The sequence below is a fragment of the Sphingobium sp. KKT206 genome (assembly GCF_055640555.1).
Window position 1 is genome coordinate 1200737 of sequence record NZ_CM145764.1, and the last position, 25044, is coordinate 1225780.

The following is a 25044-nucleotide window of genomic DNA, read 5'->3' on the forward strand; positions in this document are numbered from 1 at the left end:
AAGATAATTCCTGAAATCAACGAGAAAGGAACCGCGACGCCGGGCGAGCGCGGTCTATTCGGTCGATGTCAGGCGATGGGTGGGCGCAATGTCCGGGCAGGTTCCACAGCGGACAGGCGCTGCACCGGGGGGATCGTCAGCCGATCGCGGGTGGCCGCTGTCCCGTCGAAAGCGACGCGCGATCCCGCCGTGCCGACATGATGGCCATGGCACCCGCCATGATGATGCGGCAGGCCATGATCCGCGTCGCCGGGCTGCAGGTCGCCATGCATGTCTGCCGCGCTGATTGACAGGCTGCTCTCTTCCTCGACGCAGCCCAAGGCCTCGGTCGCATGGGCGAGCGTTCCCATCCCCATGGAGAAGAGAATCATGACCGCCGCAAAGAAAGACAGCAAACCCCGCATGGCTTGCCCTTAACAGTCTTGCACGCGCCTGTCATCGTCCGCTGATAGAGGCGGCTGCTTATCGAAAACTTTACCCTGTCCGCGCTAGGACGGGTGCCTGTTTGGATTGCCGGGATTACCGATGCGCTTTGTTCTGACCCTGCCCCTGATCGCCGCGCTGGCCGCGCCGCAAGCCGCTTATGCCCAGATCGCCGTCGCCGACAGCGGCGACACCGGCTGGATGATGGTGTGTGCGCTGCTGATCCTGCTTGCGGCCTTGCCGGGATTGATGCTGCGCCATGCGGGCCAGGTCAATGTCCGCAACGCGCTCTCGATCATGGCGCAGGGCGCGGGCGTCATCGCGACCGTGTCGCTGGCCTGGGCGATCGTCGGCTACAGCCTCGCTTATGCACCGGGTAGCGCCTGGCTCGGCGGCGGCGCGAACCTGCTGCTCGCCAATCTCGCGCAATTGCGTGACGGCCTGACAGTCCCCGAATCCGCCTTCGTCCTGTTCCAGCTTGCCCTTGCCCTGCTTGCCGCCTGCCTGCTGGTCGGTGCCGTCGCCGAGCGCACGCGGATTGGCTGGTTCCTCGCCTTCGCGCCACTCTGGCTGCTGCTCGTCTATGCGCCGATCACCCATGCAGTGTGGGGCGGCTGGCTGGCGGATTTGGGCGTCATGGATTTTGCCGGCGGTCTGGTCGTCCATGGCGTTGCGGGCTTCTCCGCCCTTGCGCTAGCATTAATCGCCGGGCGCAGGCGCGATCCCGCCAGTGTCGGCCATGCGCCGGTGCTTAGCCTCGCGGGCGGAGCGCTGCTGTGGATCGGCCTGTCCGGCATGGTCGGCGGCTGGGCGCTCGGTGCGACCGACGATGCCGCGACCGCCTTGCTCAACCATCATTTCGCCGCCTGCGCCGCTGCGCTGACCTGGGCGTTGCTCGACCATGTGCTAGGCAAGCGCACAACCGCCACCGGCATCCTGTCGGGCGCCCTGGCCGGGATCGCCGCCATCGCCGCCTCGGCCGCGCTGGTCGGTACCGGAGGCGCGATGCTGATCGGCGTGATCGCCGCGTTCGTGTGCCGCCTCGCACAGCCCCTTGTCGCCCGCCATGTCGATGACAGCGCCAGCGTCTTCGTCATCCACGGCCTCGGCGGCGCGACAGGCATCCTGCTCCTGCCCATCTTCGCCCTGCCGCTGATGGGCGGGGTCGGCTTCGACATCGGCATCACGCTCACCGGCGCGCTGATCTCGCAAGCCATCGGCCTCGTCATCGTCGCGCTCTGGGCGATGGTCGGCAGCGCGATCGCCGCACTGATCGTCTCGATGCTGATCCCCATGCGCGCCACCGCGCAGGAGGAAGCGGACGGCCTAGACCTGGCCCAGCATGGCCAGCAGGGCTGGGACTTCCGCTAGACGCCATGGCCGTCGCCGTCGCCATTTTCGCCCATCAGGAGGAGCGCCGCATCGGTGCCTGCCTCGCCTCGCTCCCGCTCGACCGGCCCGACACCTACTTCCATGTGCTGGTCAACGGCACGACCGACGCCACCGTCGCCCGCGCCACGGCGGCGGGCGGACGCGCCAACGTCATCGTCCACGACATCAAGGCGGGCGGCAAATCGCGCACCTGGAACCATATGGTCCATGGCCTGCTCACCGGGACCGAAGACGCCGTCATCTTCATGGACGGCGACGCGCAGATCGTCGCGGGATCGATCGACGCGCTGGTCGCGGACCTTGCCGCGCACCCGCACGCCAATGCCAGCGCGGGCATGCCGATGAACGGCCGCATGGCCGATTTCTATCGCCGCAACCTCAAAATCGAAGGCGGCCTGTTCGGCGATCTCTATGCTTTGTCGGGACCGTTCATCGCGGCGATCCGCGCGCGCGGCCTCCGCTTGCCCGACGATCTGATCGGCGATGATGGCCTGGTCGCCGCCTGGGCGCATACCAATCTTGCCAGCGATGCCGACTGGCAGCATGGCCGCGTGCTGGCCTGCGACGCAGCGGGCTTCCTGTGCGAACAAGTCAGCCTCGCCCGCCCCTCGACCTGGGCGATGCAATATAAGCGGCTGATCAATTATTCGGTGCGCTTCTTTCAGAACCGCATCGTGTCGGACATCATGACGCGGGAGGGGCCGGACGGCCTGCCCCCGCGCCTCGCCAGCCTCTATCCCGACTGGCTTCCCCGCTTCCGCCCGCGCCCCGGCCTCACCGGCTGGTTCGACCGCAAGGCCCTGGCGCGGATGCGCCGATCTTCCTGAAAAAGCCGCGGATGCGCCGCGCGCTTTAGCGGTCGCGGCCCGCCAGTTCCTTGTTCACGAACAGGGCAAAGCCCGTCACGATCGCGCCGGACAGCAGATAAGCACCCGACGCCGCCAGCCCGAACTCGGTCGAGATCAGCAACGCCACCAGCGGCGCGAACCCTGCGCCCACCAGCCAGGCCAGATCCGACGTCAGCGCCGATCCGGTATAGCGCGTCGCGGAGCGGAAGTTGGATGCCACCACACCCGACGACTGCCCAAAGCTGAGGCCCAGCAGGATGAAACCGATCACCATGAACGCGACTTCGCCCAGATCGCCGCCATTGAGCAGCAGCGGCGCTGCTACAGCAAAAAAAGCCGTGCCCACCGCCGAATAGCCGAGCAGGCGACGCCGCCCGATCATGTCCGCCACGAAGCCCGACACGATGATGGCCAGCACACCTACGAACGCGCCGATGACTTCGATCATCAAAAAGCGTTCCAGCGGCTCATCGGTATAAAGCGCGATCCACGAAAGCGGAAACACCGTGACCATATGGAACAGCGCAAAGCTGGCCAGCGGCGCGAACGCCCCGATGACGATGTTGCGCCCTTCGCTGCGCACGGTTTCGATCACCGGCGAAGGTTGCAATTCGCGCGCTTCGTAGAGCCGCGCAAATTCCTCCGTCACCACGATCCGCAACCGCGCGAACAGCGCCACCACGTTGATCGCAAAGGCGACGAAGAAGGGATAGCGCCAGCCCCAACTGAGGAAATCGGCGGTGGACAGGGTAGACAGGAAGAAGGCGAACAGCCCCGCCGCCACGATCAGCGCCAGCGGCGCGCCCAGTTGCGGCATCATCGCATACCAGCCGCGCTTGGCCTGCGGCGCATTGAGCGACAGGAGCGAGGCCAGCCCGTCCCATGTCCCGCCAAGCGCCACGCCCTGCCCCGCGCGGAACAGCGCCAGCAGCACCGCCGACCAATGGCCGATCGTCTCATAGCCCGGCAGGAAGGCGATGGCCGCCGTCGATCCGCCCAGCAGGAACAGCGCGATCGTCAGCTTCACCCCGCGCCCGAACCGACGGTCCACTGCCATGAAGATCAGCGACCCGATCGGCCGCGTCACGAACGCCAGCGCGAAGATGGCGAAGGACCAGAGCGTCCCCTCCAGCGGCGACAGATAGGGAAAGACATGCGCCGGAAAGACGATGCACGAGGCGATCGCATAGACGAAGAAGTCGAAAAATTCCGACGTCCGGCCGATGATCACGCCGATGGCGATCTCGCCCGGCGCGATCTTCTTGCCGTCATGGGCGTGAAGGTTGCGCATGTCGCGTTCCGCCTGGGTGGAGTTGGTCTCCAGATCAGGGCCGGGCGTGGTCGTCGCGGAGGTCATGGCGTGAAACGGGCCTTCATGCTGCGGGAACGATTCGGGGCCGCACAAGGCTGCACGACGAATCATTCCGGTGGTCAAATATACCCATGCCTCATTTCGCCACTGCGCAGGGATAGGACAAAAGGTCCAATGTCACCCCGCAATTTTCCCGACTAGACGAGCCTCATGATCGCCCGCACGCCCGCCCCAAGCCGCGCATTTCTGCGCCGATTCGCTCCCCTCCTGCTGCTGCCGCTGGGCGCATGCGACTGGGTGGTCATGGCCCCGTCGGGCGATGTTGCAATGCAGCAACGCGACCTCATCCTGATATCGACCGCGCTGATGCTGCTGATCGTCCTGCCCGTCATGGGCACGATCGGCTGGTTCGCCTGGAAATACCGCGCCAAGGCGCAAGCCGAAGATTATGATCCTGACTGGGATCATTCCACCAGCCTGGAATTGCTGATCTGGTCGGCGCCGCTACTCATCATCATCGCGCTGGGCGCGGTGACCTGGACCAGCACCCATTTGCTCGACCCCTATCGTCCGATCGAACGCATTGATTCGGCGCGCAAGGTCGACCCTGCGGCCAAGCGCCTGCAGGTCGAAGTGGTGGCGATGGATTGGAAGTGGCTGTTCATCTACCCCGAACTCGGAATCGCGACGGTCAATGAGCTGGCTGCACCGGTCGATCGGCCGATCGAGTTCAAGATCACCTCCTCGACCATCATGAACAGCTTTTTCGTGCCCGCGCTGGCGGGTCAGATCTATGCCATGCCCGGCATGCAGACGACGCTTCATGCCGTCGCCAACAAGCCCGGCACGTTCGATGGCTTCTCCGCCAACTATTCCGGCGCAGGCTTCTCCAACATGCGCTTCAAGTTCCACGCCATGGATCAGGGCGGGTTCGACCAGTGGGTCGCCCGCGTGAAGGCCAGCGGGGCGACGCTCGACCGCGCGACCTATGTGAAGTTGGAACAGCCGAGCGAGAAGGTGAAGCCCCTATATTTCGCGCGCGTCGAGCCCCGCCTGTTCCACGCCGCGCTCAACATGTGCGCGCAACCAGGCAAGCGCTGCATGGACGAGATCATGATGACCGACATGCATGGCGGCGCTGGCAAGGAATCGGCCCACGATACCAAGGGCCTGCGCCATGACGGCACGATCGACGTCGGCGGCTACCACCCGGTCGAACCCGGCAAGAAGGGCGAGATCGCCCAACCCGCGGGCATGACCCCTGCTGCCAAGCGCACCCCTGCGGAGCAAGGCAACCAGGCACCGGGTCAGCAGGACCATGACGGGCACGGAGCGCATCATGGGAATTAAGGCTCTTCCTCCCCTCGCCCACGCCCTCCTCCCCTCGCAGGGGAGGTGGCAGCCCGAAGGGCTGACGGAGGGGTGTCACCCTCTCGATAGCGGGACACCCCTCCGTCTGGCTATGCCAGACACCTCCCCTTCCAGGGGAGGATCATTCCCTCTCCCCCTTCTCTCTACATCAAGGCCGTAACGCCCATGTCCCCGCATCCCGCCTCCGAAAATAGTGGCATCTGGAAGCTGATCTTCGGTCGTCTCGACTGGAGTTCGCTCCCCCTGCATGAGCCGATCGTCGTCGGCACCTTCCTGATGGTCGCGCTGGGGGGCGCGGTGGTGTTCGGGCTGGTTACCAAATATAAACTCTGGGGCACGCTCTGGAACGACTGGTTCACCACCGTCGATCACAAGCGCATCGGCATCATGTATATGATCCTGGGGCTCATCATGTTCCTGCGCGGCTTCGCTGACGCGATCATGATGCGGCTGCAGCAGGCGATGGCGTTCAACGGTTCCGAAGGTTATCTGAACGCCCATCATTACGACCAGATTTTCACGGCGCACGGCGTCATCATGATCTTCTTCGTCGCGATGCCGATGATCACCGGGATCATGAACTATATCGTCCCGCTCCAGATCGGCGCGCGCGACGTGTCCTTCCCCTTCCTCAACAATTTCAGCTTCTGGATGACCACGGCAGGCGCGATCATCGTCATGATGTCGCTGTTCGTGGGTGAGTTCGCGCGCACCGGCTGGCTGGCCTACCCACCGCTGTCGGGCATCGCCTATTCGCCGGGCGTGGGGGTCGATTATTATATCTGGGGCTTGCAGATAGCGGGCATCGGCACATTGCTATCGGGCGTCAACCTGATCGCGACCATCGTCAAGATGCGCGCGCCGGGCATGACGATGATGAAGATGCCCATCTTCACCTGGACGTCCCTGTGCGCCAACGTGCTGATCGTCGCCGCCTTCCCGGTGCTGACCGCAGTCTTGGCACTGCTCAGCCTCGACCGCTATATCGGCACAGCCTTCTTCACCAACGACATGGGCGGCAACCCCATGATGTATGTGAACCTGATCTGGATCTGGGGTCACCCGGAAGTCTATATCCTCATCCTGCCGCTGTTCGGCGTGTTCTCCGAAGTCACCTCGACCTTCTCGTCCAAGCGCCTCTTTGGCTATAGCTCGATGGTCTATGCGACGATCGTCATCGCGCTGCTCAGCTATCTCGTCTGGCTGCACCATTTCTTCACCATGGGGTCGGGCGCCAGCGTCAACAGCTTCTTTGGCATCACGACGATGGTCATCTCGATTCCCACGGGTGCCAAGCTCTTCAACTGGCTGTTCACCATGTATCGCGGCCGCATCCGCTATGAACTGCCGATGATGTGGACGGTCGCCTTCATGCTGACCTTCACCGTGGGCGGCATGACCGGCGTACTGCTCGCCGTGCCACCGGCCGACTTCGTGCTGCACAACTCGCTGTTCCTGATCGCGCATTTCCATAATGTGATCATCGGCGGCGTGCTGTTCGGTCTGTTCGCGGCGATCAATTACTGGTGGCCCAAGGCCTTCGGCTTCCGCCTGGAAACCACCTGGGGCAAGCGCAGCTTCTGGCTCTGGGTCGTCGGCTTCTGGACCGCCTTCATGCCGCTCTATGTGCTGGGCCTGATGGGCGTCACCCGCCGGATGCGCGTGTTCGACGATCCGAGCTTGCAAATCTGGTTCCAGATCGCGGCGCTGGGCGCAGTAATGATCGCGGCGGGCATCGCCTGCATGTTCATCCAGTTCGCGGTCAGCATCAAGAATCGCGATCAGTTGCGCGACACGACCGGCGATCCCTGGGACGGCCGCACGCTGGAATGGGCGACCAGTTCGCCCCCGCCAGACTATAATTTCGCCTTCACGCCCGTCATCCATGATGGCGACGCCTGGGCGGACATGAAGAAGCGCGGCTATCAGCGTCCATTGACCGGCTACAAGGCGATCCATATGCCGTCCAATACCGCAACCGGCCTGATCATCGCCGGCCTGTCCGTGGCCTTCTCGTTCGGCATGATCTGGTACATCTGGTGGCTGGCGGGCCTATCCTTCGTCGGCATCCTCGCCGTCGCGATCGGCCATACCTTCAACTATAAGCGCGACTTCTATATCCCGCAGGATGTGGTCGAGCGCACCGAGGGCGAGCGCAGCGCGCTGCTCGCAACACAGGGCTAACATCATGGCCACACGCTCCAAGATCGACCCCGCCTTCCTCGACCAGGACGGCAAGCCCCTCTTCCATTTGGGCGAGGAACCGCATCATCCCGAAGGTTCCAGCACGTCGTTGGGCTTCTGGATTTACCTGATGAGCGACTGCCTCATCTTCGCCTGCCTATTCGCCACCTATGCGGTGCTGAGCGGCAGCTATGCCGCGGGGCCAGGGCCGCGTGACCTGTTCGACCTGAACCTCGTCGCACTCAACACCGCGATGCTGCTCTTTTCGTCCATCACCTATGGCTTTGCCATGTTGTCGATGGAAAAGAACAAAGTCGCAGCGACCCAGGGCTGGCTGGCCATTACCGGCCTGTTCGGCCTCGCCTTCCTGGGCATCGAACTCTACGAATTTGCGCACCTCATCCATGAAGGCGCGACGCCGCAGCGGTCCGGCTTCCTGTCCGCCTTCTTCGCGTTGGTCGGCACCCACGGGCTGCACGTCACCTTCGGCATCATCTGGCTGGTGACGCTGATGGTACAGGTCGCCAAGAAGGGGCTGATCCCCGCCAACCAGCGCCGCCTGATGTGCCTAAGCATGTTCTGGCACTTCCTGGACGTCATCTGGATCGGCGTCTTCACCTTCGTCTATCTCATGGGGATGCTGCGATGAGCGCGCACGATCACGACACTCACGGCGAGGCGCATGGCGCGCACGGCACGATGGGCAGCTATATGATCGGCTTTGGCCTGTCGGTCCTGCTGACGGCCATCCCCTTCTGGCTGGTGATGACCGGCTATTTCGCCAATACACAGACCACCGCGCTCGTCATCATGGCCTTTGCGGTCGTGCAGATCGTTGTCCACATGATCTACTTCCTGCATATGAACACCCGTTCGGAAGGCGGCTGGTCGATGATGGCGCTGATGTTCACTTTGGTCCTGGTGGTCATCACCTTGTCCGGTTCGATGTGGGTCATGTATCATCTCAACACCAACATGATGCCCGCCATGACGCATGACATGAGCCAGATGCCGTGACATCTACATGCTTCTAGCAGACATCCAGAACCACAACGGTTTGGCATTGGCGATTGTGTAGTTCACAAACCTGGCAGCAAAATCCTCCCCTGGAAGGGGAGGGGGACCACGAAGTGGTGGAGGGGTGTCGCCCTATCGATGGTGCGACACCCCTCCGTCTGGCCTACGGCCCGACACCTCCCCTACTAGGGGAGGATGACCGATGACATCGGCACATAGAGCGATATTTCCGATCGGCCTGACACTGATCGCCGCCTTGCTGTTTACGACCCTATGTACGCTTGGCATTTGGCAGGTCGAACGGCTGGCGTGGAAACGCGATTTGATTGTCCGGGTCGCTGCCCGCATTCACGCCCCGCCGGTGCCAGCGCCCGCCATAGCGGCCAAATCCGACGAATATCGCCGCGTCGCCGCGACCGGCACTTTCCTCCACGACCGCGCCACTCTCGTACAGGCCTCGACCGTGCGCGGCCCCGGCTTCTGGGTGCTGACCCCGCTCCAGCGCGTGGACGGCTCGACGCTGCTGATCAATCGCGGCTTCGTGCCGCCCGACGCCCGCACCAGCTACACCCGCCCGGCAGGAGCAGTCCGCATTACCGGCCTGCTGCGCCTGACCGAACCGGGCGGCGGCTTCCTGCGCGATAATGACCCCGCCGCCGACCGCTGGTATTCGCGCGACGTCGCCGCCATCGCCGCCGCCCGCGCCCTGCCTGCGACGCTCCCTTATTTCATCGACGCCGATGCCGGGGCGCAGGCCGACGCCCTGCCCATCGGTGGCCTGACCGTCGTGCAATTCCCCAACAACCATCTTGTCTACGCCATCACCTGGTTCGCGCTGGCGGCGATGGTCGCGGGTGCCTATATCTTCGTCATGCGCCAGTCAGGAAAAGATCGCCGGGCATGAAGGGCAACACGCCCCTGCGCGCGCGCTGGCTCCCCAGCCAATGGTCCGCCGATGCGGCCGGGCGCAAGAATATGGCGCTGCTGGTGCAGTTGCGCTGGATCGCGATCGCAGGCCAGGTCGCGACCATCCTGATCGTCCATTATGCCATGGACATCCGCCTGCCCTTCCCGTCCATGCTGGTGGTCCCCTGCATCGCGGCGGCCATGAACCTTGGCAGCATGATGATCTTGCGGCGGCGCACCGACATCACCCATGCCGAACTCTTCCTGGCGCTGCTGTTCGACGTGCTGGCGCTGACCACGCAGCTGTATCTTAGCGGCGGCGCGACCAACCCGTTCATCTCGCTCTATCTGGTGCAGGTGGCGCTGGGCGCGGTGCTGCTTCACCGTTGGAGCGTCTGGGGCATCGTCGCCATATCCTCGCTCTGCGCGGCGATGCTCTCGCTCGTCTACCGCCCGCTCGATCTGAGCGAAGCGTTCGAAGGCCGCCTGTTCGACCTGCATATCATCGGCACCTGGATCTGCCTGACCATGATCGCGGTGCTGCTGGTCCTGTTCATGACTCGCATCACCCGCAACCTGCAACAGCGCGAAGCCTATCTCGCCCGGTTGCGCCAACAGGCGGCGGAGGAGGAACATATCGTTCGCATGGGCCTGCTCGCATCGGGCGCGGCGCATGAACTCGGCACGCCGCTCGCGCAACTCGCCGTCGTGCTGGGCGACTGGCGGCATATGCCCGAAATCACCGGCCATCCCGCTTTGGTCGAGGAAGTCGGCGAGATGGAAACCGCCATCAAACGCTGCAAGGCGATCCTGTCGGGCATCCTGATGTCGGCGGGCGAAGCGCGCGGCGAAGCGCCGCAAATCACCAATGTCCGCGACTTTGTCGATGCCATCGCCCGCGACTGGCGCAGCGCCAATCCCGGCATGCCGCTGCGCTGCGACTTTGGCCCGCACGACTATCCCCGCATCGTCGCCGATCCGGTGATCCGCCAGGCCGTCACCAACCTGCTCGACAATGCGCGCGAAGCGGGCGCGACCTATATCGACATGCTCATCAGCCGCGACAATCGCTGGCTCCATATCGCCGTGCGCGACAATGGCCCCGGCTTTAGCGAGGAGATGCTGGCCGATGTCGGCAAACCCTATCGGTCGAGCAAGGGCAAACAGGGCGGCGGCCTCGGCCTCTTCCTGGTGGTCAATGTCGTGCGCAAGCTGGGCGGAAGGGTCAATGCCAGCAACAGCGTGGAGGGCGGCGCGATGATCCTGCTGCGCCTGCCGCTCGCAACCCTGGCCTTGGAGGAGGGCAAGAATGACGTCTGAACGGCTGTTGCTGATCGTCGAGGATGACGAAGCTTTCGCCCGCACGCTCAAACGCTCGTTCGAGCGGCGCGGCTATAGCGTCCTGCTCGCCGACAGCCTGGAATCGGTCAACGCCCGCCTCGCCGACCACCGCCCCGGCTTTGCCGTCGTCGATCTCAAGCTCGGCCCCCAGTCCGGCCTCGCCTGCGTTCAGGCGCTGCACGCCCATGACCCCGCGATGCTCATCGTCGTGCTGACCGGTTTTGCGAGCATCGCGACCGCCGTGGACGCGATCAAGCTGGGCGCCACCCATTATCTCGCCAAACCGTCCAACACCGACGACATAGAGGCCGCCTTCGCCCGCTCCGGCGGCGATCCCGACACCCCGCTCGCCCCCCGCCCGACGTCGATCAAGACGCTGGAATGGGAGCATATCCACGAAGCGCTCAAAGACAGCGACTTCAACATCTCCGAAGCCGCCCGCCGTCTGGGCATGCATCGCCGCACCCTGGCGCGCAAACTGGCCAAGCGCCAGGTTGGTTGACGGCGCATTTCCGCCGTGGCAATGGGCAGTCGAACGCGGGTGTAGCTCAATGGTAGAGCAGCAGCTTCCCAAGCTGACGACGGGGGTTCGATTCCCCTCACCCGCTCCAGAAAATCCCAACGCCCTGAAAATCAACAAAAAACGGTCCAGAACCGGGTCACTTCGCGCGAATGTGACACAAAGGTGGGTCACAATGTTTCGTCAAATTCAGCGTCAACACCTTCAAAACAAACAGAATATTCGCCCCTACCGGGGGTCACAAAGGTGGGTCACAAACGATGGCCGCGCGGACTGTCGCTGCGAGGATCAATTTACCATTTTCGTGTCAGGGTGCCCGCTGATCTCAGAGGTGAATTTCCGTCCAGCCATGTGAAGCGATCGTTGCGGACGGACAGTCTTTCAATGGCGATGAGATTGGGACGGCAGGCGGCTGCGGAAATCGACGCAATGTTCGAGAAGAGACGTCGCGAAGCTGGGCTGCGATTTGACGAGCGCCTTATTGCCTCGAAGACATAAAAAGCGACCCGGTTGAGAGCCAGCATAGCGGAATTACCGCATATTTGTTCGATGCAAAAGGCGTCGCTAACCGTCATCTTGTTGTGCGTGAACGGTCAACGCCATTAGCTGACGTCCCTGCGATTGTGTATGGTAACAAGCCGGTTGACGGCGGCAATCTTATCTTTTCGTCGGCAGAAAAGGATGCCTTTTTAGCGATTGAACCGCTTGCGGCTCAGTACATTAAATTTTTGGTCAGTTCGCACGAATATCTGAACGGTGGGCAACGATGGTGCCTTTGGCTGATGGCGGCTAAACCCGATGAAATTAGGATGATGCCATCAGTGTTGGCCCGTATTGAGGCTGTTCGGCATTTTCGTGCGGCAAGTGTCAAAATCCCTACTCAAAAAGCAGCGAATTGGCCGAGCCTTTTTGCAGAAATTCGACAGCCTAATAGCAACTACATCTTGGTACCACGGCATTCTTCTGAAAATCGTCACTACATTCCTTTCGATTTTTTTCCACCCGAAAATATAGTTCATGACAGTTGCACCTGCATTCCGAACGGAAATATCTATAATTTTGGAATCATTTCATCACGAATGCATGTTTCTTGGCTTAGTCATGTTGGCGGACGAATTAAGAGCGATTTTCGTTATTCAAACACACTGGTGTACAACACCTTCCCATGGCCCGACGCCGCCCCCGCCCAGCGCGCGAAGATAGAGGGGCTGGCGCAGGCGGTGCTGGATGCCCGTGCCGCCTATCCGACGTCCAGCCTGGCCGATCTCTACGACCCGGACACCATGCCCGCCGATCTGCGCCGCGCCCATGCTGCGCTGGACCGCGCGGTCGACCGCCTCTACCGCCCCGCCGCGTTTGAAACCGACCGCGACCGGGTGGAACATCTGTTCGGCCGCTATGAGGCGCTGGTCAATCCGCTGGAACGGCTGGGTGCGGCAAAGAACCGCCGCGTGGCGCGCAAGGCCGGTCAGGATGGGGGCGAGGCTTAGGGCAAGAGCCCTTGACCGTGACCTGTATCACGCCTCCCCCTTGAGGGCCGATGATTTCAGGTCGTAATCCCGATCTCCGTTCGTTTCGAGCCCTTCGATTGCCCGGCTGTAGCAGGCGCTCAGGATAAACTACGTCGAGAAACCTGGGCGCGTAGGTTTCTCGACTTCGCTCGAAACGAACGGAGGTTGCTGTTTGACGCCGACATTCTCAATAAGGCGCATCCCCATCCCGCGCCGGGATCGCGCCACGGCGACCGATATTCCACCCGGCCAGCCGATGCCCGGCCAGCGCGGCGTCCACCGGGGTCGCGCCGCCCAGTCGCGCGTGGAGATAGCCGCCGTTGAAGGCATCGCCCGCGCCGCTCGAATCCACGACGTCCAGTGATCGGGGAATGGGCACGATCTGCCCTTCGACCAGGCAGCCATCGCCGCCCAGCTTGACGATGATCTCCCGCCCCTCGCCTGCGCCCCAGCGGGTCGCGGCATCCTGCGCATCATCCGCCTCGCCCATCTCGACCTCATCCGCCAGCGTCGGCAGGCCGATATCGGCGAGCGCGATCGCCCGGTCGCGCCAGTGCCGCGCAGTGGCCGCATCGTCCCACAGGCGCGCGCGGTAATTGCCGTCGAAGGCAACCTTGCCGCCCCGCGCCCGCACCGCCGCGCACAGGTCCAGCAACGCCTCCCGCCCTTCATCGGGCAGGATGGCAAGCGTGATCAGCGAGAAATAGAGCAGGTCCGATTGCGCCGCCGCCGCGACCATCGCCGCGCTGCCGGGCAGCACGAACATCCGCCGCGCCGCCGCTTCGCTGCGCCAATAATGGAAGCTGCGCTCGCCGCTCGCATCCGTCTCGATCGCATAGAGGCCCGGCAACCGATCGGCGGCGCGCAGCACGAGCGACGTATCCACGCCCTCGGCTTCCCATGCCGCACACAGCTCGGCGCTCATCGGGTCGTTGCCCATTGCGCTTGCCAGCCGGACCCTGTCGCCCGACCGGGCCAGATGCACGGCGGTATTGATGACATCGCCGCCATAGCGCAGGTTCCAGCTGTCGCCCGTCCCCCGGCTCAGTTCCAGCATGGCTTCGCCAATCACCGTGACCGTCACACCCTCGCCCATGCCCACATCCCGTCCAGCCAAACCCGTCTATGCCGGGGCGTGGTGGCGCAGAGCGGCCGTCAAAGTCAACCCATCCCACCGTTCGCATCTCCGCCTTCCTACCATGTGGAACGATCGGGCGGCTTTGGCGTTTGCCTGAAGGCAAGGGGATGACGTCATGATCATGGCGTCCTGATCGGGAATATAATGAACAAGGGTCTATCCGGTTATACGGGCAACCGCTTCGAACTGCTGGTTCAGAGCGTTACCGACTATGCCATCTACATGCTGGATGCCGACGGCGTGGTGGTCAGCTGGAATGCGGGTGCGGAGCGGTTCAAGGGCTATGCCGCCGACGAGATCATCGGCCAGCATTTCTCCCGCTTCTACACGCCGGAAGATCAAGCCACGGGCATTCCCGCGCTTGCTCTCTACACCGCCGACCATGACGGCCGGTTCGAAGCCGAAGGCTGGCGCGTCCGCAAGGACGGCACGCAATTTTGGGCCAATGTCGTCATCGACCCCATCCGCGATGCGCAGGACGGCCAATTGCTGGGCTTTGCCAAGGTCACGCGCGACCTGACCGAACGGCGCGCGGTGCAGGAAGCGCTCCGCTCCAGCGAAGAGCGGTTTCGCCTGCTCGTCGAAAGCGTCACCGACTATGCGATCTATATGCTCGATCCGGTGGGCACCATCACCAGCTGGAACATGGGGGCCGAACGCTTCAAAGGCTATAAGGCCGACGAAATCCTCGGTCAGAATTTCGCCCGTTTCTATTCGGAAGAGGATCGGATGGCGGGGCTGCCCTCGCGCGCGCTCCATACCGCCGAACGCGACGGCCGGTTCGAAGCCGAAGGCTGGCGCATCCGCAAGGATGGATCGCGTTTCTGGGCCAATGTCGTCATCGACTGCATTCGCGATTCCCAGGGCCAGTTGCTCGGCTTTGCCAAGGTCACCCGCGACCTGACCGAACGGCGCGAATCGCAACAGGCGCTCGACGCCGCGCGTGACGCCATCATCCAGACGCAGAAGATGGACGCGATCGGCAAGCTGACCGGCGGCGTCGCCCATGATTTCAACAATCTGCTCGCCGTCATCGTCGGCAGCCTCGACCTTGCCCGCCAACGCATGGCGAACGGCGCGGATATCAGCCGCTATCTCGACAATGCCATGGCCGCGGCCGAACGCGGCGCGACGCTGACGCAGCGGATGCTGGCCTTCGCCCGCAAACAGGAATTGAAACTGCAAAGCGTCGATCCCGTCGCGTTGGTGCTGGGCATGGCGGAACTGCTGCAGACAACGCTGGGCGGTGCGATCGCCATCGAAACCCGTTTCCCTATGTCGCTTGCCAATGTCCATGCCGACCCGGCGCAGTTGGAACTCGCCATCTTGAACCTGGCGGTCAATGCCCGCGATGCCATGCCCAATGGCGGCGATATCATCATCGCGGCGCAGGGCTGGACCATCGAACAGGGCGACCGGCCAGACCTGTCGCCCGGTGCCTATGTCGAACTGTCCGTGGCCGACAATGGCGAAGGCATGGACGCCGCCACGATCGAGCGCGCCCGCGAACCCTTTTTTACGACCAAGGGCGTCGGCAAAGGCACCGGCCTTGGCCTGTCGATGGTGCATGGCTTCGTCCAGCAATGCGGCGGATCGCTCACCATCACCAGCCAACCGGGCGAAGGCACGACCGTCTCGCTCTGGCTCCCCGTGTCGCAGGCCGGTCCCACCGCCGATATCATAGCGCCCGTCGATTACAGCAATAGCCCCAGCCTCCCCCTCGTCATCCTAGCGGTGGATGATGACGAACTGGTGCTGACCAACATGGCCGGCATGTTGGAGGATCTGGGCCATACCGTGTTCCGCGCGTCGAACGCCGCCGAAGCCCTGCGGATGCTGGAGCAAGGCGATGTCGATCTGGTGGTGACCGACCATGCCATGCCGGGTATGACCGGCGCGCAACTTGCCGACAGGATCGATCAGATGCGGCCGGGATTGCCGGTCGTCATCATCACCGGTTTCGCCGAATTGCCACCCCATGCCAGCCGCCGCCCGCGCCTCGACAAGCCGTTCCGGCAGGCCGAACTGGCACGGATCGTCGCCACCGCCGGACATGCCGCCGCCGCCGCGCGCACGGCCCATCTCCTGCCGCCGGTCGACGGCGAATAGCGGGGCAGCAAGGGATCGACCGACCGCTATCATCGCGCAAACATCGGAAAATTGCGCGATTTTGGTCGCTCCGCCCTTGCAAGCAGGGGCGAGTTCGCCAAAGGGAGTGACAAACACCCCACCTTCTCCTCCGGCCAGCAGGACTGCATGGACACGCCCACCGCCCTGACCCCGACCTCGCATTTCTTCACCTCGCTCCGCACCCGGCTCCACTATCTCGATTGGGGCAATAGCGCCGCACCGGTCTTGATCCTGGTCCATGGCGGCTTCGATCATGGGCGCAGCTGGGACTGGACGGCACGCGCGCTGGCGAAGGACTATCATGTCATCGCGCCGGACCTGCGCGGCCATGGCGACAGCGCCTGGTCGCCCGACGGCTCCTATATGATGGCCAATTATCTCTATGATCTGGCCCAGCTGGTCGACCTGCTCGACCGCCCGCCCGTCACCATCGTCGGCCACTCGCTCGGCGGATCGATCGCGCTGCGCTATGCGGGCCTGTTCCCGGACAAGGTCCAGCGCATCGTCGCCCTCGAAGGGCTTGGCCTGTCGCCTGATCGGTTGAAGGAAAAGGCCGAGGAAGCATCGCTCGACGTCTGGCGGCAATGGATCGACACGCGCCGCGCCAATGCCCGCCGCACGCCCAGACGCTATGCCACGATCGAGGCTGCGATCGGCCGCATGCGCGAACGCAACGAGCATCTTTCGGTCGAACAGGCCCTTCACCTCACCATCCACGGCGTCAACCGCAATGAGGATGGCAGCTTCAGCTGGAAGTTCGACCCTTATCTCAGCAGCGCCGCGCCGCAGGCTGGCTCAGACGCGGACCTGCCCGATTTCTGGTCGCGCATCACCTGCCCGACCCTGCTGTGCCTTGGGCAGGACAGTTGGGCGTCAAACCCGGCGAAAGACGGCCGCATGGCGCATTTCGCCGATGCGCGGCTGGTCGAATTTCCCGATGCTGGCCACTGGCTGCATCACGACCAGTTCGACCGCTTCATCGCCAAGTTGCGCGCCTTCCTATGAGGTGAAGCCGTCGATCGCCGACCGATATTGCGCCTTCAACTGCGCGATGAAGTCGGCGGCGGGCTGTACCTGATCGATCGCGCCGATCCCCTGGCCACATCCCCACACGTCGCGCCACGCCTTCTTGTCGCCCCCGGTCATGCTGGCAAAGTCCATTTCGGTCGCCTTGGGCAGATTGTCCGGATCCATGCCCGACGCGACGATGCTGGGGCGCAGATAATTGCCATGGACGCCGGTGAACACGTCGGAATAAACGATGTCGCCCGCGCTGCTGTCCACGATCATCTGCTTGTAGGCACCATCCGCATTGGCCTCGGTCGTGGCGATGAAGGGCGACCCCATATAGCCAAGGTCAGCCCCCATCATCCGTGCCGCAGCGATCGCGCGCCCCGTCGCGATCGACCCCGACAGCGCCAGCGGCCCATCGAACCAGGCACGGATTTCCTGCACCAGCGCGAAGGGCGACAACGTACCGGCGTGGCCCCCTGCCCCGGCCGCCACTGCGATCAGGCCATCGGCACCCTTTTCGATCGCTTTCTTGGCGAACCGGTCGTTGATCACGTCGTGCAACACGATGCCACCATAGCTATGCACCGCGTCATTCACCCGCTCCTGCGCGCCCAGCGACGTGATGATGATCGGCACCTGATATTTGACGCACAGATCCAGATCCTCGTCCAACCGGCTGTTGCTCTTGTGGACGATCAGATTGACCGCGAACGGCGCATCCGCGTCCGTCAATTCCGTGCCCAGTCGTTGCAGCCATTGTTCGAACATGCCCGACGGCCGGGCGTTGAGCGACGGAAAGGCACCGACAATCCCTGCACGACATTGGGCGATCACCAGTTCGGGCTGCGAAATGATGAACATCGGCGATCCGATCAGCGGCAGCGACAAGCGGCCTTCGAGCGCAGACGGCAGGGACATGGGCGGACTTTCCTCTCTCTTTTGCCCCACCGCGCTATCATCGCGCAGCGTCGCGAAAAAGAGCAAAAGGAACTGTGTTGATGACATAATACAGTTGTGGTAGCGTCGCTGGGTCGAAACCGACAGGAGAGCTGGACGATGTATAGCGAAGGCGACTTGCAGGATGCCGTTACGGCGGGCGTCCTGTCACCGCAGGCCGCACAGGCGCTGCGCGATCATGTCGCACAACTGCGCGCCAGCCCCGTGGTCGATGAAGAAAGTTTCCGCCTCCTGACCGGCTTCAACGACATATTCGTCGCCATCGCAGGCATCATCCTGCTCGTCGCGGTCGGCTGGCTCGGCAACAGCGTGCGACTCGGCGCGGCGGAACATCATCCCTCCTTCATGTCGGGCGCGCTGGTCGCGGCGGTCAGTTGGGGGTTGGCGGAATATTTCACCGGGCAACGGCGCATGGCGCTGCCCTCCATTCTGCTGCTCGCTGGCTTTGTCGGCGGTGTCGCCTTCGCGCTGGGCGCGTTGGCGGCACAGGTCTTTCCAGACGTTGGCGACCGGGCATCTTCGCTGATCATATCGGGCGTCGCGGCCGTCAGCGCGCTGGCCGCCTGGATGCACTGGCGGCGCTTCATGGTGCCGATCACGGTCGCGGCTGGCGCGGCCGCCGCCGCTGGCGTCGTCGGCGGCCTCGTCCTTGCCGCCTTCCCCGGCGATATAAGGCTGGCCTATCTGCTGCTGCTGGCCGGTGGCCTTGCCATTTTCGCGCTCGCCATGCGCTGGGACATGAGCGATCGAACCCGCACCACGCGCCGCGCCGATGTCGCCTTCTGGCTGCACCTGACCGCCGCGCCGATGATCGCCCATTCGCTGTTCAACCTGCTCGGTGTATTCAGGGGCGACGACATCAGCATCGGCAAGGCGGTCGTCGTGATCCTGCTCTACATCGCCTTCGGCCTGGTCGGCCTCGCGATCGACCGACGCGCGCTGCTGGTCTCCAGCCTCGCTTACGTGTTCTTCGCGCTCTACGCCTTATTCAAGCAGTCAGGTATCGTGGATCTCTCGGTTGCCTTCACGGCGCTGGTGATCGGTTCGTCGCTCCTGCTGCTGTCTGCACTCTGGCATAATGCCCGGAAACTTGTGGTGGGCACTTTACCGCCGTCTCTGACCAACCGCCTCCCCTACGCTTAATCCACCCCCCTCCCGCCAGCGGGAGGGGCAGCGAGACTTACGCGCGAAGCGCGTTAGTCGCAGCGGGGTGGGCCACCTTCGACGTCACCCCTCGACCACCCGCATCAATTTCCGCTCCACCGGGGCCAGCACATTCTGCAAATCCTGCCCGCGTTTGAGGATTTGACCACCCTCCCCCACCAGCACCCACATGCCCTGCCGGTGGCGCAGCGCAGGCCGCTTTTCGATACGATATTCGGGGCGCTCGGCGGTGCGGCGAAAAGCGCTGAAGATCGCGGCCTCGCGGCCCATATCCATCGCATAGTCGCGCCAATGCCCGGCGGCGACCATTCGCCCATAAAGGTCCATGATCCGCTGCAACTCCAGCCGTTCGAACCCCACCTGGCGCTCGCCCGGCCCCGTCCCTGGATAGGGAAACGGCGTCACATTGCTCATCAGGCCCGGTCACGCTCCTGAAACAGGCTGGCGTCATCGGGCAGCGACGGCCGCTGCTTTTCGACCATCAATTCGGCCAGCCGCTTCTGCAACTGCTCGACCTCGCACTGCAGCAGTTCCAGCTTCTGCTTTTCGGGATCGAAACAATCGGAGCAAGGCGTGCCATAGGGCATGAAATCGCGCTGATAGGCCGTGACATCGACCAGCATCGCCCGCGCCGGAATGCCGACCATGGTCGCGCCTTCGGCGACATCCTTGGTCACCACGGCATTGGCACCCACGCGCGCGCGCGCGCCGACCGTCACTGGCCCCAATACCTGCGCGCCCGACCCGATGATCACGCCGTCGCACAAGGTCGGGTGCCGCTTGCCCGCAATCCCGTTCGCCGGGTCGGTCCCGCCCAACGTCACATTCTGGTAGAGCGTCACATCGTCGCCAATCTCCGCCGTCTCGCCGATCACGGTAAAGCCATGGTCGATGAAGAAGCGCTTGCCGATCTTCGCGCCGGGATGAATGTCGTTCCCGGTCAGGAAACGCGACAGATGGTTGACCAGGCGCGCCAGGAAATAGAGCCGCGCCCGATAAAGCCGATGCGCAATGCGATGATAGCCGAGCGACCAAACGCCCGGATAGAGCAGGATTTCCGCGCGGGAGCGGGGCGCGGGATCGCGGCTTTTCACCGAATCCAGATAGGAAATGAGATTGCGCAACATGAACGCGCCCCTGCCTGACAAAAACTGAACCTGTCGGCCGATATAGAGAAGCGGGACCATTATTTCCAGTGACGCCGCAAAGAGCCGGTATCCGCCCGCAAACGCAACCTTGCTTTACAAGGAACGATATGCCTATCATCTAAGTAGACAAAAGCGCCAAAGGGAAACGGATGATCGACGCCTTCATCGCCAATTTCGGCGACATATTGCCCTTCATCCTGATCGGCTTCGGCGCGCAGATGATCGATGGCGCGCTCGGCATGGCCTATGGCGTGATCTCCAGCACGCTGCTGCTGGCGCTTGGCGTACCACCCAGCCGCGCTTCGGCCAGCGTCCATGCCGCCGAAACCTTCACCACCGGCGTCTCGGCGATCAGCCATATCCTGCACAAGAATGTCGACTGGCGATTGTTCGCTCGCCTCATCATCCCCGGCGTCATCGGCGGCGTCGCAGGTGCCTATCTCCTCTCCAATATCGACGGGGCGGTCATCAAGCCGTTCGTCCAGGTCTATCTGGCGTCCATCGGCGTCTACCTCATCTGGCGCGGCTTCCATCTGCCGCCCAAGGCGCGCGATCCCAAATGGGTGGCCCCGCTCGGTCTGGTCGGCGGCTTCATGGATGCGACGGGCGGCGGCGGCTGGGGGCCGGTTGTCACCTCCAATTTGCTGCTGCAGGGGGCCAGCCCGCGCCACACGATCGGCACGGTGAACAGCGTCGAATTCATCCTCACCCTCTCGATCAGCATCACCTTCCTGTTCCATCTCGGCTGGGAAACCTTCACCACCTATACGGTCGGATTGCTGATCGGCGGCGTGGTCGCGGCCCCCTTCGGCGCGATCCTTGCCCGCCGCGTGGCCCCCCGCGTCCTGTTCACGGCGGTCGGCATCATCCTGACGCTAACGTCGCTGTTCGGCGTCGCCAAATGGCTTGGATTTATCGGCTAAGGAACTTATATTCGACTTTCTGATCGAGGAAGCCGATAAATGTCCAGTTACCTGCCCACCCTCAAACAGCTGCAATATCTTGTCGCGCTCAAGGAACAGGGCCATTTCGGCAAGGCCGCCGAAAGCTGCTACGTCACCCAATCCACCCTGTCGGCCGGCATCCGCGAACTGGAATCGCTGGTCGGCGTGACGTTGGTCGAACGCACCCGCCGCGTCGTCCGCTTCACGGCACTTGGCGACCGCATCGTCGCCAAAGCCCATCGCGTGTTGCGCGAGGCCGAAGAACTCGCCGCCATCGCCGAAGCATCCGGCAAGCCGCTGACCGGCGAATTGCGCATGAGCGTGATCCCGACCATCGCCCCCTTCCTGCTGCCACGCATGCTCCCCCGCCTGCGCGCCGACCGGCCCGAACTCAAACTCTATCTGCGCGAAGAAACGACCCAGGCAGGCGTCGAATCGCTGCGCCATGGCAATGTCGATTGCGTGCTGATGGCCTTGCCCTTTCCGATCGGCGAACTGGACAGCGAAATCCTGTTTCAGGACCGGCTCTTCGTCGCCTTCCCCCATGACGAACCGGTCGACCTGCCCGAATGGATCGGCCCGAACATGATCGATGAAAGCAAATTATTGCTGCTGGAGGATGGCCATTGCCTCAAGGATCATGCGCTCGCCGCCTGCAACCGCCCCGAATTGCGCGCCAGCGCGACGATGATGGGCACGTCGCTGCACACCCTCATCCAGATGGTCGATAATGGCCTTGGCGTCACCATGATCCCCGAAATGGCCATCGCAGCGGGCATATTGGAACATACGCGCATCGCCGCTCGCCCGCTCAAATCCGAACGCGCCTGGCGCGACATCGCCCTCGTCTGGCGCAAGAACAGCCCGCGCGAGAAGGAATTTCACCTGCTCTCCGAAATCCTGCGCGATGCCGCCGCGCTTAACTGCCGCCTGCCCGAAGCCGCCTAGCTCTAGCTGTCCCAGCCCTGCGCTTTGACCGCATCCTCGTCGCGCGCCGCCACCCACTGAGTCGCGCCGCCCGCAAAATGCTCCTTCTTCCAGAAGGGCGCATCCGACTTCATCCAGTCGATCAGGAAGGCGCAGCTTTCCAGCGCCGCCGTGCGATGGCGCGCCGCCGTACCGACGAACACGATCCGCGCACCCGGCTCCAGCCGCCCGAAGCGATGGATGACGCTCACGCCCAGCAAGGGCCAGCGCCCCATAGCCTCATCGACGATCCGCCCGACCTGCGCCTGCGTCATCGCCGGATATTGTTCCAGTTCCAGCGCGACCAGCCCGTCGCCGCCGCGCACCACGCCGGTAAAGCTCGCTACCCCGCCGCCGCCCAAGGCTTCGAGCGCCGCCAGCTCACCGCCGACATCGAAATCCTCCGCCTGGATCGCGACCCGCTTCATCCGCCGGTCACGGGCGGAAACAGCGCCATTTCCTTCGCCTCGCCGATCAAACTGTCCATCGCCACGAACCGCTGATCGACCGCCGCGCGCAACCGTGCGGTATCGCCCAGCGCCTCGGCATAGCCGCCCCCCCGCGCCGCGAGCATCGCCACCAGATCGGCAACAGTCATGCCTGGATCAGGCCGCTCGACCTGCTCCTCATCACGACCGATGGCCTCGCGCACCCAGGCGAAATAGACGATCGACAGCATCGCCATCGCCTCAGTCCATATGCCGGATGCCGACGCGCAGATAATCCCAGCCCGTGATCAATGTCAGGATGGCGGCGACCCACAGGGTCACGATGCCCACGGTCTGCACGAACAGCAAATGCGGCACCGCCCCCGCCAGGATCAAAGCGCCCAATGCCACGATCTGGCACGTCGTCTTCCACTTGGCCAATCGCGACACCGGCATCGACACCTGCAACCCGGCCAGAAATTCGCGCAGGCCCGACACCGCAATCTCACGCAACAGGATGACCATGGCCGCGATGATGTGCGGCCCGGCAATATCGCGCGTCGCCGCCAGCATCAAAATGACCGCGCCGACCATGATCTTGTCGGCGATGGGATCAAGGAAGACGCCCAGTTTCGACACCGTCCCCTGCGCCCGCGCCAGATAGCCGTCGAAATAATCGGTCACGCCCATCAGGCAGTAAAGACCGAAGGCCAGCGCATAGCCGGTGGTCCAGCGCGCGCCCATCTCCGCAGGCCAAAGCAGCGCGACGAGCAACGGCACCGTGACGATACGCGAAAGCGTGAGCAGATTAGGCAGCGTCAGCATAGCCGCCGCCTGCCACAGTCGGGCGCGGCGCACAAGCCAGACAGCATATCGACCTCCATACAAGGGGCATTGGACAGGGACGCCGCCAACGGCTAGACCCCGCCCCGGTCGCTAACGGGAAAGAAGACGCCCCTATCCATGCAAGCCTCTCTCAGGCTCTTGAACAAGCGCCGATTCCTGCCGCTGTTCGTCACCCAGCTGCTCGGCGCGTTCAACGACAATCTGTTCAAGAACGCGATGGTGCTGTTCGTCGTGTACCAGGTCTATAATGACGAGCGTTCCGAAACCTGGTTCAGCGCGCTGGCGACCGGCCTGTTCATCCTGCCCTTCTTCCTGCTGTCCGCCCTGTCGGGGCAACTCGCCGATCAGCGCGACAAGGCGCTCATCATCCGCTGGGTAAAGGCGGCCGAAATCCTGATCATGCTGGTCGGCGCGGTCGGCCTCGGCCTCATCTGGAGCGGCATCGGCGTGCATACCATCGCCATCCCGCTGCTGCTCGCCGCGCTGTTCGCCATGGGCATCCACTCGACCTTCTTCGGCCCGATCAAATATGCGATCCTGCCCCAGCATCTCCATGATGAAGAAGTGCTGGGCGGCACCGGCCTGGTCGAGGCAGGCACCTATATCGCGATTCTGGCCGGCACGATCCTGGCGGGAATCATCCCGATCGAGGCGGCGGCGGTGTGCATCATCATCACCGCGCTGGTCGGCTATGTCGCCGGGCGTCAGGTGCCACCGGCCCCGTCGCTCCTTTCCGCACAGCCGATCGACTATCATATCATCCGCTCGTCGGTCGCGCTGGTGCGCGGGACGATGCATATCCGGCGGCTGTTTCTGGCGATCATGTCGATCAGCCTGTTCTGGGCGGTCGGGTCGATCCTGTTCATCCAGTTTCCCCCCTTGGTCAAAAATGTCCTGACCGCCGAAAAGGCCGTCGCCAGCCTGTTCCTCGCCATCTTCTCGATCGGCATCGCCATCGGCTCGGTGGCGATCAACCGGCTGCTGCGTGGTCATGTGTCGGCCAAATATGCCCCTGCCTCGGTGATCGGCATGGGCTTGTGCATCGTCGCCTTCCATTTCGTCTGCGCCGTCTGGCCGCCTGCGCCCGAAGGGCAGATGCTCTCGCTGCAGGGGTTCATCGCCCACCCGCTCGCCATACCGCTTTCGCTCTGCCTGCTGGGCGTCTCGACCTTCGGCGGCATGTTCGTCGTGCCGCTCTATGCCTTCCTGACCACCACGGTCGAAAAATGCGAAGCCGCCCGCACCGTGGCGGCGAACAATATCGTCAATTCAGGGGCAATGGTGGTGGGATCGCTCTGCGCGATCGGCCTCAGCATCGCTGGCATGTCGGTGGTGATGCAATTGCTGCTGGTCGCGTTCCTCACCCTGCCCTGTGCGGCGATGGCGTGGAAACTGCACAAGGCCTGCGACGGCCCGCTGTGCCATTGAACCAGGCAGCACCCCGGCACCGACCGGGGTCCAGCGCCGCCCCGGCTTTCAGCGCT

26 protein-coding genes and 1 tRNA gene are annotated in these 25044 nt (G+C 63.5%); 18 read left to right on the forward strand and 9 right to left on the reverse strand.

All coding sequences use genetic code 11. The features are described 5' to 3' along the window. Nucleotides 1-68: 68 nt before the first annotated feature. The gene (locus ACZ2HM_RS05560) at nucleotides 69-404 is read right to left on the reverse strand and encodes a hypothetical protein (RefSeq protein ID WP_037472335.1); all 336 of its coding nucleotides are present in this window, start codon (nucleotides 402-404) and stop codon (nucleotides 69-71) included. 121 nt (nucleotides 405-525) lie between these two features. On the opposite strand from ACZ2HM_RS05560, the gene ACZ2HM_RS05565 reads away from it, so the two are divergent. Both ACZ2HM_RS05565 and ACZ2HM_RS05570 read left to right on the forward strand, forming a co-directional pair. Next, on the forward strand, nucleotides 526-1794 hold the full coding sequence (locus ACZ2HM_RS05565) for an ammonium transporter (protein ID WP_470426450.1): 1269 nt from the start codon (nucleotides 526-528) through the stop codon (nucleotides 1792-1794). Nucleotides 1795-1799: 5 nt separating this feature from the next. Next, nucleotides 1800-2642 (forward strand): glycosyltransferase, encoded by an 843-nt coding sequence (locus ACZ2HM_RS05570; protein ID WP_470426451.1) that lies wholly within the window; start codon nucleotides 1800-1802, stop codon nucleotides 2640-2642. 25 nt (nucleotides 2643-2667) lie between these two features. Here ACZ2HM_RS05570 and ACZ2HM_RS05575 read toward each other — a convergent pair whose 3' ends face one another. Next, nucleotides 2668-4020, reverse strand: a complete 1353-nt coding sequence (locus ACZ2HM_RS05575) for an MFS transporter (protein WP_096062927.1) — start codon at nucleotides 4018-4020, stop codon at nucleotides 2668-2670. A gap of 165 nt (nucleotides 4021-4185) precedes the next feature. Here ACZ2HM_RS05575 and cyoA point away from each other — a divergent pair, with 165 nt between their 5' ends. From cyoA to ACZ2HM_RS05625, 10 genes are all read left to right on the forward strand, one after another. Continuing rightward, on the forward strand, nucleotides 4186-5325 hold the full coding sequence (cyoA, locus tag ACZ2HM_RS05580; protein ID WP_470426452.1) for a ubiquinol oxidase subunit II: 1140 nt from the start codon (nucleotides 4186-4188) through the stop codon (nucleotides 5323-5325). A 186-nt stretch (nucleotides 5326-5511) separates the two neighbouring features. Further along, complete coding sequence (gene cyoB / locus ACZ2HM_RS05585; protein WP_037472343.1) at nucleotides 5512-7530, forward strand: cytochrome o ubiquinol oxidase subunit I; 2019 nt, start codon at nucleotides 5512-5514, stop codon at nucleotides 7528-7530. A gap of 4 nt (nucleotides 7531-7534) precedes the next feature. Beyond that, complete coding sequence (cyoC, locus tag ACZ2HM_RS05590; RefSeq protein WP_096062897.1) at nucleotides 7535-8179, forward strand: cytochrome o ubiquinol oxidase subunit III; 645 nt, start codon at nucleotides 7535-7537, stop codon at nucleotides 8177-8179. After that, nucleotides 8176-8547: a cytochrome o ubiquinol oxidase subunit IV gene (cyoD, locus tag ACZ2HM_RS05595; protein WP_069066604.1), complete on the forward strand. Its 372-nt coding sequence runs from the start codon at nucleotides 8176-8178 to the stop codon at nucleotides 8545-8547. The genes cyoC and cyoD overlap by 4 nt, the downstream gene beginning before the upstream one ends. A 202-nt stretch (nucleotides 8548-8749) precedes the next feature. Beyond that, nucleotides 8750-9451, forward strand: coding sequence for an SURF1 family protein (locus tag ACZ2HM_RS05600; protein ID WP_470426453.1), 702 nt, complete (start codon nucleotides 8750-8752; stop codon nucleotides 9449-9451). Continuing rightward, entirely contained in the window at nucleotides 9448-10773 is a 1326-nt protein-coding gene (locus ACZ2HM_RS05605) for an ATP-binding protein (protein ID WP_470426454.1), read from the forward strand. The genes ACZ2HM_RS05600 and ACZ2HM_RS05605 overlap by 4 nt, the downstream gene beginning before the upstream one ends. Then, entirely contained in the window at nucleotides 10763-11296 is a 534-nt protein-coding gene (locus ACZ2HM_RS05610) for a response regulator transcription factor (protein ID WP_310223721.1), read from the forward strand. The genes ACZ2HM_RS05605 and ACZ2HM_RS05610 overlap by 11 nt, the downstream gene beginning before the upstream one ends. Before the next feature lie 35 nt (nucleotides 11297-11331). Then, a tRNA-Gly gene (locus tag ACZ2HM_RS05615) sits at nucleotides 11332-11405 on the forward strand. 221 nt (nucleotides 11406-11626) lie between these two features. Then, nucleotides 11627-11812: a DUF6538 domain-containing protein gene (locus ACZ2HM_RS05620; RefSeq protein ID WP_470426802.1), complete on the forward strand. Its 186-nt coding sequence runs from the start codon at nucleotides 11627-11629 to the stop codon at nucleotides 11810-11812. 44 nt (nucleotides 11813-11856) lie between these two features. Continuing rightward, complete coding sequence (locus tag ACZ2HM_RS05625; protein WP_470426455.1) at nucleotides 11857-12804, forward strand: type IIL restriction-modification enzyme MmeI; 948 nt, start codon at nucleotides 11857-11859, stop codon at nucleotides 12802-12804. Nucleotides 12805-13012: 208 nt separating this feature from the next. On the opposite strand, the gene ACZ2HM_RS05630 is transcribed toward ACZ2HM_RS05625, so the two are convergent. Next, nucleotides 13013-13921, reverse strand: coding sequence for a sugar kinase (locus ACZ2HM_RS05630; protein WP_470426456.1), 909 nt, complete (start codon nucleotides 13919-13921; stop codon nucleotides 13013-13015). Between the two features lie 186 nt (nucleotides 13922-14107). Here ACZ2HM_RS05630 and ACZ2HM_RS05635 point away from each other — a divergent pair, with 186 nt between their 5' ends. Next, complete coding sequence (locus tag ACZ2HM_RS05635) at nucleotides 14108-16072, forward strand: hybrid sensor histidine kinase/response regulator (RefSeq protein ID WP_470426457.1); 1965 nt, start codon at nucleotides 14108-14110, stop codon at nucleotides 16070-16072. 147 nt (nucleotides 16073-16219) lie between these two features. After that, on the forward strand, nucleotides 16220-17098 hold the full coding sequence (locus tag ACZ2HM_RS05640) for an alpha/beta fold hydrolase (protein WP_037479776.1): 879 nt from the start codon (nucleotides 16220-16222) through the stop codon (nucleotides 17096-17098). Here ACZ2HM_RS05640 and ACZ2HM_RS05645 read toward each other — a convergent pair. Next, on the reverse strand, nucleotides 17093-18025 hold the full coding sequence (locus tag ACZ2HM_RS05645) for an NAD(P)H-dependent flavin oxidoreductase (RefSeq protein ID WP_470426458.1): 933 nt from the start codon (nucleotides 18023-18025) through the stop codon (nucleotides 17093-17095). The genes ACZ2HM_RS05640 and ACZ2HM_RS05645 overlap by 6 nt on opposite strands. 138 nt (nucleotides 18026-18163) lie before the next feature. Here ACZ2HM_RS05645 and ACZ2HM_RS05650 point away from each other — a divergent pair, with 138 nt between their 5' ends. After that, on the forward strand, nucleotides 18164-19207 hold the full coding sequence (locus ACZ2HM_RS05650) for a hypothetical protein (protein WP_470426459.1): 1044 nt from the start codon (nucleotides 18164-18166) through the stop codon (nucleotides 19205-19207). An 84-nt stretch (nucleotides 19208-19291) separates the two neighbouring features. Here ACZ2HM_RS05650 and ACZ2HM_RS05655 read toward each other — a convergent pair whose 3' ends face one another. Both ACZ2HM_RS05655 and epsC read right to left on the reverse strand, forming a co-directional pair. Continuing rightward, nucleotides 19292-19642 (reverse strand): DUF2794 domain-containing protein, encoded by a 351-nt coding sequence (locus ACZ2HM_RS05655; RefSeq protein ID WP_470426460.1) that lies wholly within the window; start codon nucleotides 19640-19642, stop codon nucleotides 19292-19294. Then, on the reverse strand, nucleotides 19642-20355 hold the full coding sequence (epsC, locus tag ACZ2HM_RS05660; RefSeq protein WP_069066594.1) for a serine O-acetyltransferase EpsC: 714 nt from the start codon (nucleotides 20353-20355) through the stop codon (nucleotides 19642-19644). The genes ACZ2HM_RS05655 and epsC overlap by 1 nt, the downstream gene beginning before the upstream one ends. 170 nt (nucleotides 20356-20525) lie before the next feature. On the opposite strand from epsC, the gene ACZ2HM_RS05665 reads away from it, so the two are divergent. Continuing rightward, nucleotides 20526-21299 carry a sulfite exporter TauE/SafE family protein gene (locus tag ACZ2HM_RS05665; RefSeq protein ID WP_037476605.1) on the forward strand — a complete coding sequence of 258 codons (774 nt, stop codon included), beginning with the start codon at nucleotides 20526-20528 and terminating at the stop codon, nucleotides 21297-21299. A gap of 39 nt (nucleotides 21300-21338) precedes the next feature. Next, entirely contained in the window at nucleotides 21339-22268 is a 930-nt protein-coding gene (locus ACZ2HM_RS05670) for a hydrogen peroxide-inducible genes activator (protein WP_037476606.1), read from the forward strand. Nucleotides 22269-22270: 2 nt separating this feature from the next. On the opposite strand, the gene ACZ2HM_RS05675 is transcribed toward ACZ2HM_RS05670, so the two are convergent. From ACZ2HM_RS05675 to pgsA, 3 genes are read right to left on the reverse strand one after another with little or no spacing between them, the layout of a single operon-like run. Beyond that, a complete protein-coding gene (locus ACZ2HM_RS05675; RefSeq protein ID WP_069066592.1) occupies nucleotides 22271-22714 on the reverse strand; it encodes a molybdenum cofactor biosynthesis protein MoaE in 444 nt (147 codons plus the stop codon). Further along, nucleotides 22711-22965, reverse strand: a complete 255-nt coding sequence (gene moaD / locus ACZ2HM_RS05680) for a molybdopterin converting factor subunit 1 (RefSeq protein ID WP_037478769.1) — start codon at nucleotides 22963-22965, stop codon at nucleotides 22711-22713. Before moaD ends, ACZ2HM_RS05675 begins: the two co-directional genes overlap by 4 nt. Nucleotides 22966-22975: 10 nt before the next feature. Continuing rightward, on the reverse strand, nucleotides 22976-23539 hold the full coding sequence (gene pgsA, locus ACZ2HM_RS05685) for a CDP-diacylglycerol--glycerol-3-phosphate 3-phosphatidyltransferase (protein WP_037476608.1): 564 nt from the start codon (nucleotides 23537-23539) through the stop codon (nucleotides 22976-22978). A 138-nt stretch (nucleotides 23540-23677) separates the two neighbouring features. On the opposite strand from pgsA, the gene ACZ2HM_RS05690 reads away from it, so the two are divergent. Continuing rightward, complete coding sequence (locus ACZ2HM_RS05690) at nucleotides 23678-24988, forward strand: MFS transporter (protein ID WP_037476609.1); 1311 nt, start codon at nucleotides 23678-23680, stop codon at nucleotides 24986-24988. The last annotated feature ends 56 nt before the right edge of the window (nucleotides 24989-25044 follow it).

Excerpts from the sequence above, each read along its gene's own strand:
- ACZ2HM_RS05635 (WP_470426457.1), top strand. The coding sequence starts at position 14,108 with ATGAACAAGGGTCTATCCGGTTATACGGGCAACCGCTTCGAACTGCTG.
- pgsA (WP_037476608.1), bottom strand. The coding sequence starts at position 23,539 with ATGCTGACGCTGCCTAATCTGCTCACGCTTTCGCGTATCGTCACGGTG.
- ACZ2HM_RS05645 (WP_470426458.1), bottom strand. The coding sequence starts at position 18,025 with ATGTCCCTGCCGTCTGCGCTCGAAGGCCGCTTGTCGCTGCCGCTGATC.
- ACZ2HM_RS05605 (WP_470426454.1), top strand. The coding sequence starts at position 9,448 with ATGAAGGGCAACACGCCCCTGCGCGCGCGCTGGCTCCCCAGCCAATGG.
- moaD (WP_037478769.1), bottom strand. The coding sequence starts at position 22,965 with ATGCTGTCGATCGTCTATTTCGCCTGGGTGCGCGAGGCCATCGGTCGT.
- ACZ2HM_RS05610 (WP_310223721.1), top strand. The coding sequence starts at position 10,763 with ATGACGTCTGAACGGCTGTTGCTGATCGTCGAGGATGACGAAGCTTTC.
- ACZ2HM_RS05570 (WP_470426451.1), top strand. The coding sequence starts at position 1,800 with ATGGCCGTCGCCGTCGCCATTTTCGCCCATCAGGAGGAGCGCCGCATC.
- ACZ2HM_RS05630 (WP_470426456.1), bottom strand. The coding sequence starts at position 13,921 with ATGGGCGAGGGTGTGACGGTCACGGTGATTGGCGAAGCCATGCTGGAA.
- ACZ2HM_RS05655 (WP_470426460.1), bottom strand. The coding sequence starts at position 19,642 with ATGAGCAATGTGACGCCGTTTCCCTATCCAGGGACGGGGCCGGGCGAG.
- ACZ2HM_RS05600 (WP_470426453.1), top strand. The coding sequence starts at position 8,750 with ATGACATCGGCACATAGAGCGATATTTCCGATCGGCCTGACACTGATC.
- ACZ2HM_RS05665 (WP_037476605.1), top strand. The coding sequence starts at position 20,526 with ATGATCGACGCCTTCATCGCCAATTTCGGCGACATATTGCCCTTCATC.
- cyoD (WP_069066604.1), top strand. The coding sequence starts at position 8,176 with ATGAGCGCGCACGATCACGACACTCACGGCGAGGCGCATGGCGCGCAC.
- ACZ2HM_RS05675 (WP_069066592.1), bottom strand. The coding sequence starts at position 22,714 with ATGAAGCGGGTCGCGATCCAGGCGGAGGATTTCGATGTCGGCGGTGAG.
- ACZ2HM_RS05565 (WP_470426450.1), top strand. The coding sequence starts at position 526 with ATGCGCTTTGTTCTGACCCTGCCCCTGATCGCCGCGCTGGCCGCGCCG.
- ACZ2HM_RS05575 (WP_096062927.1), bottom strand. The coding sequence starts at position 4,020 with ATGACCTCCGCGACGACCACGCCCGGCCCTGATCTGGAGACCAACTCC.
- cyoC (WP_096062897.1), top strand. The coding sequence starts at position 7,535 with ATGGCCACACGCTCCAAGATCGACCCCGCCTTCCTCGACCAGGACGGC.
- ACZ2HM_RS05670 (WP_037476606.1), top strand. The coding sequence starts at position 21,339 with ATGTCCAGTTACCTGCCCACCCTCAAACAGCTGCAATATCTTGTCGCG.
- ACZ2HM_RS05560 (WP_037472335.1), bottom strand. The coding sequence starts at position 404 with ATGCGGGGTTTGCTGTCTTTCTTTGCGGCGGTCATGATTCTCTTCTCC.
- ACZ2HM_RS05690 (WP_037476609.1), top strand. The coding sequence starts at position 23,678 with ATGCAAGCCTCTCTCAGGCTCTTGAACAAGCGCCGATTCCTGCCGCTG.
- cyoB (WP_037472343.1), top strand. The coding sequence starts at position 5,512 with ATGTCCCCGCATCCCGCCTCCGAAAATAGTGGCATCTGGAAGCTGATC.
- ACZ2HM_RS05650 (WP_470426459.1), top strand. The coding sequence starts at position 18,164 with ATGTATAGCGAAGGCGACTTGCAGGATGCCGTTACGGCGGGCGTCCTG.
- cyoA (WP_470426452.1), top strand. The coding sequence starts at position 4,186 with ATGATCGCCCGCACGCCCGCCCCAAGCCGCGCATTTCTGCGCCGATTC.
- epsC (WP_069066594.1), bottom strand. The coding sequence starts at position 20,355 with ATGTTGCGCAATCTCATTTCCTATCTGGATTCGGTGAAAAGCCGCGAT.
- ACZ2HM_RS05640 (WP_037479776.1), top strand. The coding sequence starts at position 16,220 with ATGGACACGCCCACCGCCCTGACCCCGACCTCGCATTTCTTCACCTCG.